The 13,314-nt window shown below is 55.5% G+C and carries 11 protein-coding genes; 4 read left to right on the top strand and 7 right to left on the bottom strand.

Features of this window, described 5'->3' with window-relative positions:
- Positions 1-325: 325 nt before the first annotated feature.
- A complete protein-coding gene (petH, locus tag PN477_RS08945; protein ID WP_272147190.1) occupies positions 326-1,528 on the bottom strand; it encodes a ferredoxin--NADP reductase in 1,203 nt (400 codons plus the stop codon).
- A gap of 734 nt (positions 1,529-2,262) precedes the next feature.
- On the opposite strand from petH, the gene PN477_RS08940 reads away from it, so the two are divergent.
- Complete coding sequence (locus PN477_RS08940) at positions 2,263-3,264, top strand: phosphoribulokinase (protein ID WP_272117596.1); 1,002 nt, start codon at positions 2,263-2,265, stop codon at positions 3,262-3,264.
- Positions 3,265-3,351: 87 nt separating this feature from the next.
- On the opposite strand, the gene PN477_RS08935 is transcribed toward PN477_RS08940, so the two are convergent.
- From PN477_RS08935 to tsaB, 5 genes are all read right to left on the bottom strand, one after another.
- On the bottom strand, positions 3,352-5,232 hold the full coding sequence (locus PN477_RS08935; RefSeq protein WP_272117594.1) for a mechanosensitive ion channel family protein: 1,881 nt from the start codon (positions 5,230-5,232) through the stop codon (positions 3,352-3,354).
- Positions 5,233-5,294: 62 nt separating this feature from the next.
- On the bottom strand, positions 5,295-5,618 hold the full coding sequence (locus PN477_RS08930; RefSeq protein ID WP_272117592.1) for a DUF1330 domain-containing protein: 324 nt from the start codon (positions 5,616-5,618) through the stop codon (positions 5,295-5,297).
- Positions 5,619-5,651: 33 nt separating this feature from the next.
- Entirely contained in the window at positions 5,652-6,452 is an 801-nt protein-coding gene (locus PN477_RS08925) for a peptidoglycan-binding domain-containing protein (protein WP_272117590.1), read from the bottom strand.
- A gap of 140 nt (positions 6,453-6,592) precedes the next feature.
- Positions 6,593-7,576, bottom strand: coding sequence for an ABC transporter ATP-binding protein (locus tag PN477_RS08920; RefSeq protein WP_272147188.1), 984 nt, complete (start codon positions 7,574-7,576; stop codon positions 6,593-6,595).
- 17 nt (positions 7,577-7,593) lie between these two features.
- On the bottom strand, positions 7,594-8,220 hold the full coding sequence (gene tsaB, locus PN477_RS08915) for a tRNA (adenosine(37)-N6)-threonylcarbamoyltransferase complex dimerization subunit type 1 TsaB (protein ID WP_272117586.1): 627 nt from the start codon (positions 8,218-8,220) through the stop codon (positions 7,594-7,596).
- A 246-nt stretch (positions 8,221-8,466) separates the two neighbouring features.
- Between tsaB and hemL the strand changes: the two genes are divergently transcribed.
- From hemL to PN477_RS08900, 3 genes are all read left to right on the top strand, one after another.
- Positions 8,467-9,768 carry a glutamate-1-semialdehyde 2,1-aminomutase gene (gene hemL, locus PN477_RS08910; RefSeq protein ID WP_272147186.1) on the top strand — a complete coding sequence of 434 codons (1,302 nt, stop codon included), beginning with the start codon at positions 8,467-8,469 and terminating at the stop codon, positions 9,766-9,768.
- A 628-nt stretch (positions 9,769-10,396) separates the two neighbouring features.
- The gene (locus PN477_RS08905; protein ID WP_272117582.1) at positions 10,397-10,924 is read left to right on the top strand and encodes a hypothetical protein; all 528 of its coding nucleotides are present in this window, start codon (positions 10,397-10,399) and stop codon (positions 10,922-10,924) included.
- Between the two features lie 92 nt (positions 10,925-11,016).
- On the top strand, positions 11,017-12,774 hold the full coding sequence (locus tag PN477_RS08900; protein WP_272117580.1) for a ShlB/FhaC/HecB family hemolysin secretion/activation protein: 1,758 nt from the start codon (positions 11,017-11,019) through the stop codon (positions 12,772-12,774).
- Positions 12,775-12,804: 30 nt separating this feature from the next.
- On the opposite strand, the gene PN477_RS08895 is transcribed toward PN477_RS08900, so the two are convergent.
- On the bottom strand, positions 12,805-13,314 hold a 510-nt coding region (locus tag PN477_RS08895; RefSeq protein ID WP_272147184.1), incomplete at its 5' end, for a P-loop domain-containing protein.

Here is a 13,314-nt window from a genome sequence, read left to right as displayed (position 1 = left end):
GTGCATCCCACTTTTGCAGATTCCCATGGCTCGCCAGGGAGCACCCTCATCCCCAGCCCTTCTCCCGCAGGAGAAAGGAGCCAAAAGCCCTCTCCTGAGGGAGAGGGTTGGGTGAGGGATTGCATAACTGGGATGCACTCGAGGCAAGGGGCTTAAGCCCCTTGTTTCCATTGAGTGAGGCTCATGATTTGGATCTGAGTTTAACGTTTCAAACAGCCTCTTAGACGGGGAGGAGCAAGCCGCCCAAACATAAAAAAAAACAAGGGGTCAAGACTCCTTGTTTTTTGTTGGGGGTGGTGAGCGCGATCGCTAGCAGACCCGTCGTTTAGTAGACTTCCACGTGCCAGCGATGCTCTTTCTTCATCTGCTTGCGGAGGTCATCCCAATGCATATCGCGCTTTTCGGCCTCTTGGGTAAAAGTTTCTGAGATCGGCGGCTCCATGCCTTTCAACCCACACATATAGACATGGGTTTTGGGCTGTTGGATCATTTCAAACAGTTCATCAGCATATTCGCTGACGCGGCTTTGAACATACATTTTGCTGCCGTCTTCGTTCTGTTGTTCCCGGCTAATGGCATAGGTGAGACGGAAGTTATCCGGGAATTCAGCCGCCAGTTTTTCGAGTTCTTCTTGATACAGAATATTGGCACTGTAGGGAATCCCAAAGATTAACCAAGCCAACCCTTTGAACTGATACCCTTCGTGCTTTTCTTTAAACATCCGCCAGAGGAAGGCGCGGAACGGCGCAATCCCGGTACCGGTGGCCAACATCACCACGGTGGCATCTTCGTCCTCGGGGAGGAGCATTTCTTTCCCAACGGGCCCAGTGATGGTGACATCAGCACCGGGTTCCAGGCCACAGAGGTAGCTCGAACAAACCCCATAGACGGTTTCATTGGTTTCGGGGTGCTGATATTCAAGCTGACGCACACAGAGGGACACCGTTTTGTCATCTTCGCGATCGCCGTGACGGGTCGAGGCGATCGAATACAAACGCAATTTGTGAGGCTTGCCGTTGTCATCGGTTCCCGGCGGGATAATCCCAATACTTTGCCCTTCGAGGTAGTGAAGATCACCCCCGGATAGATCAAAGGTCAGATGGCGCACCGTCCCCGTCCCCCCTTCTCGGACGAGTTCGTAGTTGTCCAAGCATTTCCCCGTGAAGGGGGTTTTCGGCTTGTAGATGTTAACGGGAATTGTATTATCAGTGGGTTTGGGATGAACAATCATGGTTTGGCTCACAGTATCGTCCGAGGATGGTACTGAGGTTGTCGTTCCTGCCGGTTGCGTCGGGGGTTCGCCACTCAAGGGCTGGATGCTGACGATTTTGCCGCCTAAGCGCAGGATTCGCTGCATCTCTTCGTTCATCCGGCTGTAAGGAACCGTAACAAACGTACTGCCACTGCGACGGAGGGAGTAGTTCAGCCTATCCGTCTGATTGTTCTGGCGTAGACCGACAACCTCATAAATAAACATCCGACTCCCAGACTCAGTATTCTGAGCCAAAGTAGAACTTTGTCCGTACATACGCTGCCAATCTCCAAAACTTCAATTTAAAGGTGCTATTCTCTCAGCAAAACGGAGCTTTACATACTGCGATTCAAGTCAAACCCTTTTATCTATCCAGATAAAGCGGTGCGCAGTAGAGCACTTTTTGCCTCGATATCAAGCCTAGCATTGTGTGGTACGCAACGCTTTAGCGGGATTAAGGACAGCTTCAATGGGTGACTTGGAGAAGGGACAGCGGTTTGGACGCGGGAGTCGGATGCGATCGCACGCCTAACTTAACAATCCCACCCAGGGGAGACTGTAGCGAACCTATCTTTTTTAGGTTTTCTTCAGCAAAAACGCCCAGCCTGCCGTAGCATAGGTACTGGGCAGGCAGTGGTTAGGGCTGTCGGAGTCTTGTAGGAGATTTCCGGTTCTGATACAATCGGGCGTACATCTCTAGTATTAAATACTTACTAGGCACTAGGCACAATTGTCGTCTTTCCTGAACGTTAACGATCAGCATAAGGTGCGATTCACCCCATTGGTTGATGATCCTCTGAACTGTTCCAGTCTGGTCAGGATTGAGATCAGTACCGACCGACATTGATCAACCCATCTCACCTAAACTATGGTGTTGGATCTTGGTTTATTGGACAAAATCCCGATCTTTCAGAGACCTAAACCATACTGCATCGTAACCTGCGTCCAGCGGAGGATGTCACGCTTGCCTAAGCTACTTTTTAGAAATCAGTTTTGTAAAGAGGAAAGGTATGATCGCGCAATCAGACCGTGTTGTTCTTATTGGAGTTGCTGGTGACTCAGGCTGCGGAAAATCTACATTTCTCCGCCGCCTTATAGACTTGTTTGGGGAAGAATTCATGACGGTGATTTGTCTCGATGACTATCACAGTCTGGATCGTAAGGGAAGAAAAGCAGCCGGCGTAACAGCACTGAACCCCAAAGCAAACAACTTTGATCTGATGTATGAGCAGATCAAAGCCTTGAAGGAAGGGAATCCCATTGATAAGCCAATTTACAACCATGAAACCGGGGAGCTCGATCCTCCCGAACGAATTAATCCCAATAAGGTAGTGGTGATTGAAGGCTTACACCCCTTGTTCGATGAACGAGTGCGGAGTCTGTTAGATTTCAGCGTCTATTTAGACATCAGTGATGAGGTCAAAATCAGATGGAAAATCCAACGGGACATGGCAGAACGGGGTCACACCTACGAAGACGTTTTGGCCTCGATTAATGCTCGGAAACCGGATTTTTCGGCTTACATCGAACCCCAAAAAGAATTTGCGGATGTGGTGATTCAGGTCTTGCCGACGCAGTTGGTGGAAGACAAGGAAGGTAAATATCTGCGGGTTCGCTTGATCCAGAAAGACCAAGTTGAGCATTTTGAGCCGGTTTATCTCTTCGATGAGGGGTCAACCATTGATTGGCGGCCCTGTGGTCGGAAGCTGACCTGCACCTATCCCGGTATCAAGATGTACTACGGGCCGGATGCTCACATGGGGCATGAAGTCTCGATCCTTGAAGTGGATGGTCAATTCGATAATCTCGAAGAGATGATTTATATCGAGAGCCACCTGAGCAGCACTTCGACGCGCTATTACGGCGAGATGACGGAGTTGGTGCTGAAGCATAAGGACTATCCGGGGTCGGATAATGGTACGGGCTTGTTCCAGGTGTTGGTGGGTCTGAAGATGCGGGATAAGTATGAACGCTTGACGAGCGGGGCGGATAAGGTGGCGGCGAAGGTCTAACGACGCGCTGCTGTGCTTCTGCTGATTGCAGCGTTCAGGGTTGACGATCGCACCTCTTGACTCTCCAAAATGACGCAAAACGGCCACCTACGGGTGGCTGTTTTGCGTGGCAGGGTGCGATCGCACGTCCCCAATCCTGATCGCGTCGTGGCGATGGGCATCGCGGGGGCTGGAGTCCACAAAAATACGTTGGCGGGGCATGCCGAGGGCGATCGCTTCACGTTCAAAGGCAGATTTCAGGCGACGGCGATATTCCCGCGCCACATCCCAATGGCGCATCGGTTGGGTTTTCAAGAGCATGAGAATTTGGCAACCGTCGGCATCGAGTTTATCCACCCCCAGCATCACGGGCTGTTCCATCACTTGCGTTTGCCATTCAGGATCGGTGTATAAATCTTGGGCCACCTGTTCCATCACGGTAATGGCGTGATCCACCGCCGTATCATGGCTGACGGTCACCGCGAGTTTAGCCTGAGACCAACTGCTCGTCATGTTCCGGACAATGCTAATCGTCCCGTTGGGGATGGTGATCAGTTCACCGTCAAGATTGCGCAGTTGAGTGATGCGCAGGTTGACATATTCCACCAGTCCATCGACCTGATTGTTGATTGCAATCACATCCCCGACGGCATATTGGTCTTCGAGCAGCAGTAAGACCCCATTAATCACGTCTTTAATGAAGTTCTGAGCACCCAGGGAGATGGCAAAGGTGATGATCCCCAGAAAGGTGGCGATGGGGGTGCTGATGGCGCGAAATTGCTGGAGGGCGATGAGGATAAAGAGGGCGTAGGCGATGACGGTGCTGACCCCTTTGGCGGCGGAAACGAGGGTGGGAACCCGCAGCGAAAAGCGATGGGAGGCTTGGATCGTTTCGGTTTGGGCTTCTAGCCATTGCCGGGCGAGGCGATCGATGATCAGATCGATGAATCGATCTAGGAGGCTGACGGCGAGGAAAATGAGCAGGAGGAATAGCGGTGTGCCCAAAACGCCGCTGCGGCCAAGGCTGAGGAGCCATTCCCGTGGCCAAACGCCGAGTAACCAGTTGGCAAAGGGGCGGGTGAAGTAGAACGAACGGCTCAGCAGCCCGATACTGATGACCCAGAGCATGATTTGTCCCCAAAAGACGCTACGCCGCAGGAAGGCGTTGACGCTGTAGTCCCGTTGGGAGGCAAAGCGGCTGAGTTGCAGTTTGAGGAGGTCAAGGGCGTTGACGGTTTCGCCGGAATCGTAATCCAGTTCAAGGTCGGGGCCGGGGTGCGATCGCAGCCGTCGCCGTTGCAGCATTAAGCGACGTTGCCACAGGGCAAACACAAAGCTGGTGAAAATGGTCAGCCCCAGGAGGAGCAACGCTTTCAGCCCCGCTTCTAAAAGAACGGTGGGCTGACGTTTTTCCCAGGCTTCGAGGAGGACGAGGTGAATTTTGTCGGAGAGTTGATTGGCGAGATCATCCAAGGTGGAGCGGGAATAGAGGGCATCGGCGGCGGTAATGGTGATCATGATTTGGGGGGCGGTGTCCTGGGGGAACGTGGCTTTGATCACCGAGGCTGAGTCATTAACGCTATGGGACGTGAGAACGAGTTGCTCCGCTAGTTGCTGTTTTTTTTCCTTGAGATGGGTCACGCCTTGGAGGTCGCTTTGACCATAGTCGGTCATGCTTTCGAGGATGCGCTGTAGCCGTTGACCGATTTGCTGCGATCGCAGCGCCGCCTCGCCGGATCGTTGGGCATTGGGGCCGAGGGTTTCGGTGGCCACCCGCAAGACGGGATACCCATCGAGAAAAACCGGGGCAATTTCCAAGGTGCCGATGGCCACCGTGGGGATACTGGGGCGGCTGTTGATTTCTTCAATGGAAAAATCAAAGCCGTTAATCTGGGCGGGAGTGGCGATCGCAACCCCCACCACCCCGACCACAGTCAGCAGAAAAAGACTGATCCACCGTTGTAATTTGCCGATTGTTAAACCTCGCATAAACTCTTTCGCACCGTGAAGCATGGTCAGGTTTATTATGTCGTGGGGTTGAGTAATTGTGCTCAGTCTTTAGGTAGAGCCAACGGCAATCCATCGAGAAGTTGCACCGTTACGACCGCCGCCCCCGCCCGCAGGGGTTTGAGGGCGGCATAGTCTGGTGACTGCCAAAAGGCTAAGGCGGCGGCCCGCGATGGCCATTCAGAAATGACCACCCGCCAACCGGGGGCGGTTTCTCCTTCGAGGCAGGTCTGCTCGCCCCCTAACACACGGTATTGTCCCCCCATGGCGACGACTAAGGCCGAAACAGCGGCGGCGTAGTGGCTGAACTGGGTGCGATCGCTAATTTTGGCCTGGATGAGGAGAAAGGCGGGGGCTGGGGGGGTCATGGTGGGCTTGGGGTGAGGGAGAGAGAAATCAGGTTAATAGCTACCCCGCAGGACGGCGGCAGCACTCACCCCGTAGACCCGTTTGGCCGCTTCGATGGCGCGTTGCGTGGCTGTGCCGAGGAGACCGTCAATGGAGCCTCGGTAAAAGCCTGCGCCCCGGAGACGTTCTTGCATATCGCGGATTTGAGCTTGGGTAATGGCATTTTGCAAGACCGTCCAGGTTTGTTGGCCAACGACACCATCTCCGGCCAGGCCGCGATCGCGTTGAAATCGCGCCAGGGCTTCTGTGGTGGCGCGGTCAAAGTTGCCGTTGGCGTTGCGGGATAGATAGTTCAAGAGTTGCAGGCGCAATTGCACCTGACGCACCCGATCGCCCTTCGCCCCTTGGCCAAAGGGTTGAAATTGCGGTTGCCGATTCCGGGCGGCAATCACAGCGGCAAGAGCGTCAAGGGTACTTTGGCCGGCAATGCCGTCGGGGTTGAGGTTGCGCGATCGCTGAAAATGCCGCACCGCTGTTTCGGTTTGGTCACCAAAAAAGCCCGTGATCGGCCCGTTATAAGACCCCACTTGACGCAGTTGGGTTTGGAGTTGGCGCACGGCATCGCCGCGATCGCCCTTTTTCAAAATGATTTTGGTTTGGGTCAGTTTGGCGGCACTGATCACCGTTGCCTCGGCTCGATGGGGCGAAGCGAGGCGGGATAGGGGGGCGATCGCCCCCACCATCACAGCCACCGTCCCCAATAGGCAACTCCTCACTAGCCACCGTTGCCAAGGGGAGCGTGAGCCACGGCGCAGAACAGGGGACAGGACGGAGGGGATAGGGACGTTGAGCATGGGATCAATCCTGATACAACAGAGCAAGCCAAGCAAACAGCAGGGCACGAACAATTTAGCCCAAATTTTAAACCGGATTGTGGGCCATCGATCGCAGGTTTTAACGCAATCTACGCCAGCTTAGCAACGCTTTTCCGCCCTTAGGCCACCGTCCCCGCCGTAAAGAGCCGCCCGATCACCTCTTCAATGGGAGGGTCGGTAATGCTCAAGTCTGCGATCGGCAACTGGGCCAGCAATTGCCCCACGGTTTGCGTCAACGCTTCCCGCCGTACCAAAAGCCGCACATCCCGCCCATCGAGGGATTCCAATTCCCCATAGGCGGCAAGTTGCTCGGCCTCTAGCGTTGCCGCCAATTGCAACCGCACTTCGCGATAGGGGGCAAACCGTTCGAGTAAACCCTTGAGGCTGCCGTCATAAATTAACCCCCCTTGATGGATGAGGAGGACGCGATCGCACAGCGCCGTAATATCCGCCATGTAGTGACTCGTCAGCAGCATTGTTGCGCCGTAGCGATCGTTGTAAAGCTGGAGAAACTCCCGCACCGCCGCCTGGGCATTGACATCTAGCCCCAAGGTCGGCTCATCCAAAAACAACACCTGGGGATGGTGGAGCAACGCCGCCAACAATTCCGCCTTCATCCGTTCCCCCAGGGACATTTTCCGCATCGGTTGCGTCAACTTGCCCCCCAAGTTCAGCATCTCGCTCAACTCTCCCAACCGTTGGGTAAACTCCCGTTCCGACAATTCATACACCGCCGCATTAATCCGCAACGAATCTAACGCCGGTAAATCCCACAACAATTGCTGCTTTTGCCCCATCACAAGGCTAATCTTGCGCAAAAATTGCGGCTGACGGCGAAAGGGCACATAGTCCGCCACCCGCACCGTTCCCGCCGAGGGATGAATCAACCCCGTTAACATTTTCAATGTTGTGGTTTTTCCGGCTCCATTGGCCCCCAAAAATCCCACCATTTCCCCCGGTTGGAGGCTAAACGACACATTATCCACTGCTTTGATCTGGCGATAGTTCCGCTGGAAAAAATGCTGCAATGTCCCCCGCAACCCCGGTTCTTTCACCGCAACGGGATACACCTTACTCAACTGTTCAACTGTGATCATGTCCATCGTTGCTGTACCTGAGCTTAAAGAGTAACGGGATGTTGACCGTAGAAGGGGAGTGCCGTAGACCAATGGGGGCGATCGCCCGCCGCATATTGACGGGCGGCGAGATCGAGGAGGGGGGCAACGGAGAGGGCGAGGGAGTCCGGAGCCTGGATCATGGTGTGGGGCGGCAGGGTGGCGCGGGTGTCGGCCCACTGCTCCGGGGTGTAGATGGCATCGGGTTGGGATTGGGTCGGGTCAATGCCTGCGGTTGTAACGGTGTAGATGCCGCCGCAGAGTTCCCTCCGGCGGGCGGGATAGGCGATCGCATAGGTTGCCATTGCCACAGCGTCAGCGGTGAACTGTTGCCAGGCCACGGCGGCCAGGGTGGAGATGGCAAAGAGGGGTCGGTCTAACTGTTGGGCGAGGGTGCGGGCGGTGACCACGCCGATCCGCGTGCCGGTGAAGCCGCCGGGGCCTTTGGCAACGGCGAGGAAGTCGAGGTCTGTCCAGGTGAGGGGCGCGAGAAAGGTGGCGAGATAGTTGTGCAGGTCTGTGGAGAGCGATCGCCCCAAGTCCCACACCTGCGATCGCATCGGTTCCGAGGGTGCGATCGCCGCTAACCCCAACTCGCCCGTGGTGGTATGTAATGCTAACCCGTAACTCATTGGCCCCTATATGCACCGAAAACCTATCCTAACCTGTTTTTGGGCTGCCCTTGGGGGGCGGGGTTACGGTGCGATCGTCGTCCAATCCTTAACGTTTCTCCACATTTTCCCACCGCCAAGGCCGATAGGATAGAAACTGGCCATACCCTCTCACCCCACCCCCAACCGCCGCAACGGTCGCCCAATGGGGTGAGATCGAAATCTAGTCATTTCAGTTGTGATTGTGCAAGGACAAAGGAGAGCATTTTGGTTGTAACGTCGAGTTTGAACACCACAAAATCCGAAGAAATTTTTGCCGCTGCCCAGAAACTCATGCCGGGCGGCGTGAGTTCCCCCGTGCGGGCCTTTAAATCCGTCGGCGGTCAGCCCATCGTTTTCGATCGCGTCAATGGCGCTCGCGTTTGGGACGTAGACGGCAACGAATACATTGACTACGTCGGCACTTGGGGCCCCGCCATCTGTGGCCACGCCCATCCAGAGGTGATCGCCGCCCTCCAAGAGGCATTACTCAAAGGCACTAGTTTCGGTGCGCCCTGTGTCTTGGAAAATGTGTTGGCGGAAATGGTCATTGATGCCGTCCCCAGTATTGAACTGGTGCGGTTTGTCAATTCCGGCACCGAAGCCTGTATGTCCGTCCTGCGCCTGATGCGGGCCTTCACCGGTCGGGAAAAAATCATCAAGTTTGAAGGCTGCTACCACGGCCACGCTGATATGTTCTTAGTGAAGGCCGGGTCTGGGGTTGCCACCCTCGGCCTGCCGGACTCCCCCGGTGTGCCGAAAAGCACCGCCGCCGCCACCCTCACCGCCCCCTACAACGACCTCGAAGCCGTCAAAGCCCTCTTTGCGGACAATCCCGGCGAAGTGGCGGGGGTGATCCTCGAACCGATTGTGGGCAATTCGGGCTTCATTCCCCCCGATGCGGGCTTCCTCGAAGGGCTGCGCCTCTTGACGGAGGAAAATGGGGCGCTCTTGGTCTTTGATGAAGTGATGACCGGGTTCCGGATTGCCTATGGGGGCGTGCAGGAAAAATTCGGCGTCACCCCAGATTTGACGACGTTGGGTAAGGTGATCGGCGGTGGGTTGCCCGTGGGGGCCTACGGTGGTCGCAAGGATATTATGGCGATGGTGGCTCCGGCGGGGCCGATGTACCAAGCCGGGACATTATCGGGGAATCCCTTGGCGATGACGGCGGGGATCAAAACCCTGGAACTGTTGCAAAAACCCGGCAGCTATGAACACCTCGAACGGGTGACGAAGACGCTGATCATGGGCTTGTTGGACATTGCCAAGGAAACGGGACACGCGGCCTACGGTGGCAATATTAGCGGCATGTTCGGGCTGTTCTTCCAGGCTGATCCGGTGCATAACTATGAGGATGCGAAGAAGTCGGATCTTGCGAAGTTTGCGCGGTTCCATCGGGGTATGTTGGAGCAGGGGGTTTACCTTGCGCCGTCACAGTTTGAGGCGGGCTTTACCTCCCTGGCCCATGGGGATGCGGAAGTAGAACAGACCCTGGCCGCAGCGCGGACGGTGATGGCGGCCCTGTAAGTGATCGCACCTCCCCGCTGGCCGGCCACTGCTGATACATAACGTGCAACTGTTGACCTAGTGCAGCGTCAATGCCAAGAATCAGGATGTTTGTAGGGTGCTGTTAGCGAAGCGTAACGCACCGTCACGTTGAGTGTTGGACATTCAATACAATCCGAATATTAAGTCTTGACTCTGTACTAGCCTGCATGTGATCCCCCCTGATCAGGGCAGCGAGCTAGAAGCTCGCACTACGGAAGATAACGGCAATGGTAGTGTGAGCCTCTGGCTCACTCCTGCCACCCCCAGACTCGCAACTTGGATGATAGATCAGCAGTAGCCCAATGGCCGACAAGGCAAATCAATATTATCGGGTGGGTTGGGCGGCTTAAAATCGGGCTATCACTGCAATCCAGCAATCCGCCGTAACCCACCGATTCAGGAGGGTCGCACCAATAGAAAAACGTTAAACCAAAGCAAGCGGGGCAACCCGCCTTTTTTGTAGGGGGAACGTGAGGGAATTTCACGAGTCTGGAATGATGGGGGGCGATCCCCCAAATCACCGGAAAAGACCCAACAATCGGGGTACAGTTGGGAACAATCTGCCCAAAAAAGCCGTTTTGATGATGATATTAGGGACTCTTAACCCATGTTGCGCTCAACCTTAATCCTTGCCATGCTGACCCTGATTCCGAATAGTTTCTCACTCCCCAGTGAGGCACAAATTCAGAGCAGCGAAACCATTTTTGAAGATATTCAACTCAGTCAATTTGGGCCCGAAAGTGTGATCATCCGAGGCATTAGCGGGGGAGCCTTGGCGGTGCGAACAGTCACAGCCCAGGACAGCACCCAAACGGGAACCTGCGCCGGTTTTATTGATAGTGAACCGGATCATGTGGTGGTGTTGCGTGATTTTTTCGACTTTCTCAGCCTTGAAGTTGCCAGCCCCGAAGATACGACCCTCTTGGTACGCGGCCCTGGTGGCCTGTGGTGTAATGATGACTACGCGGGGCGCAATCCCGCCATTTCCGGAGCGTGGTTAGCCGGTCAGTACGAGGTGTGGGTCGGCTCCTATCGCAAAGATCGCTATCATCCCTATCTCATTCAACTCAGTTCCAATCCAGACACCCCAACGTTGATGGAAAAAGTTCGACCCACTGAACAAAGTTTTCCGTAAAAGCACGTATGATTGGGGGCGAGAGGGATGCTTTCACAACGATCGCGTCGTGGGTGAAAGCCACATGGTGATGACAATTAAGGGAATTTATTATGGTTCAGCAACCGCAGTACAGTCTTGTTTTTTGGGGAACAACCTGTCTCACGACTTTGCTCTGTCCGACTAGCGAGGCGACACCATTCCAAGCCATATCTTTCCCTACCCTGATTGCTCAAATTCCAGAGTCCAATGATGAGCGTTTTTTGCAGCCTAATGAAGCCCCGCCGCAACCGTTAGAGGGGAGCGATCGCAACTCCATCGAAACGCCCCCCACCACACCCACCGCAACCCCCACCAACCCCCTCGCCCCCGAACCCGGCCCCATCCGTGTCAATCGCCTGAAACTCACTGACAGCAGCCTGTTCAGCCTTGAGGATTTTCAAACCGAATTTGCCCCCTTCATCGGCCAGCAGGTGAGCGAAGCCTCCCTGCAACGCCTCGCTGACCTCGTAACGGAACGCTATCTATCCGACGGCTACATCACCTCCCGCGCCATCCTCAACCCTGAAAGTTTTGACACCGGCACGATTGAAATCATTGTCCTCGAAGGGGGCATTGAAAATATTGAAGTCGAAGGCACGAACAACCTCAAACCCGGCTACATCCTGAAACGGGTGGCGTTGGGCGCTCGTACTCCCCTCAACACGGGCCGCTTAGAAGATCAACTCCGACTGTTGCGCACCGATCCCCTGATCGAAAATATTGAAGCGAGTCTGCGCAGCGGCACAGAACCCGCGAAAAGTATTCTCGTGGTGCGGGTGACCGAAGCGCGGCAATTCCGGGGGGCAGCGACGGTGGATAACTATTCACCGCCGAGTGTCGGGTCGGAGCGGATGGGGGTGAATCTCAGCTATCAAAACCTGACGGGGGCGGGGGATGAACTGAGCGGCGGCATGAAGCGCACCACGAGAGGCGGTTCCGATACCTTTGATCTGAGTTATCGCTATCCCCTCAATGCCATGGATGGCACGCTGCAATTGCGGGCCTCGTTTAACCGCAATAATGTGGTGCAGGAGCCGTTCAATATTTTAGATATTCGTGGTAATTCTGAACTCTACGAAATCAGTTATCGCCAACCCCTGCAACGTACACCCCGCGAAGAGTTTGCCCTGTCGATGGGGTTGACCTATCAAACGGGTCAAACCTTTACCTTTGCGGGGCCGACTCCCTTTGGATTTGGCCCGGAGGCGGACGGCAGCACGACGACGACGGTGTTGAAGTTTGGGCAAGACTATATTCGGCGGGATGCGCGGGGGGCGTGGGCGGTGCGATCGCAATTCAGCCTCGGCCTCGATCTCCTTGAGGCCACTCGCAACAGCGGCTCTATCCCCGACGGGCAATTTCTCAGTTGGCTGGGGCAAATCCAACGCGCCCAAGTCCTGAATGAAAACAATTTTTTAATCCTGTCCGCCGATTTGCAATATGCCTTTTCGCCCCTGCTCCCGTCGCAGCAATTTGTCATGGGTGGCGGGCAATCGGTGCGGGGCTTTCGGCAAAACGTGCGGGCTGGGGATAATGGGATTCGCTTTTCTGCTGAGGATCGGATCACCCTCGTGCGGGATGAAGCCGGGAGCGCCACCCTCGTCTTTGCGCCGTTCCTGGATTTCGGCTGGGTCTGGAATGCCCAAAATAACCCCAACTCCCTCGCAGCGGAGCGTTTTATTGCGGGTCTGGGGGCGGGGCTGATTTGGAACCCTTATCCTGACTTTACGGTGCGGTTTGATTACGGCTTGCCGTTGGTGGATCTTGACGATCGCGGCACTAATGCCCAGGATGATGGGTTTTACTTTAGTGTGATTTGGCGGTTCTAAGGCCCGCCGGGGGCTGTCGCTGGCGATGGTTTAGGGTTGAACGCGGAGGCTCCGGAGACGGTTGAGGGCGGCGGCCAGTTCAAAGCGACGAAAGGCGACGGCATCCCCCAGCGGTTTGGGGGTGAGGCTGTCGAGGCTGGCGGTGTGGATCTGGGCCATGATCGCATCAAGGATGGCCGGGATCGGGGTATGACCATCGAGGGCGGAGGATTTGGCATCCACGAGGGCGGCGGCGATCGCACGCAGTTGCCCCGGATTCACCAATTGCTCAACGGCACTGAGGTCAATCTCATCAGTGCCAAAGGCGATCGCATCCACTCCCCGCACCCGTACCTTCACCTCCCGCTTACCCCGGCTGGGATCAAGACTGCTGGGGATGGGAATGCGGGGCGTGAGTTCGCCAAAGCTGGCCCCGCCTTCGGGTTGACGATCGGTGGGGTGAGCGTGGGCGATCGCTTGGGCCTGAGCCGTCACATCCTGGGGCACAAAATTATCCAGGGCAATCACCCGATCCGCCACATCAAAATAGTCGCCCCGGGG

The sequence above is a fragment of the Spirulina subsalsa CS-330 genome (assembly GCF_028330765.1).
GTDB lineage: Bacteria > Cyanobacteriota > Cyanobacteriia > Cyanobacteriales > Spirulinaceae > Spirulina > Spirulina subsalsa_A.
Note: the sequence above shows the minus strand (reverse complement) of the source record. Positions and strands in the feature narration are given on the sequence as shown.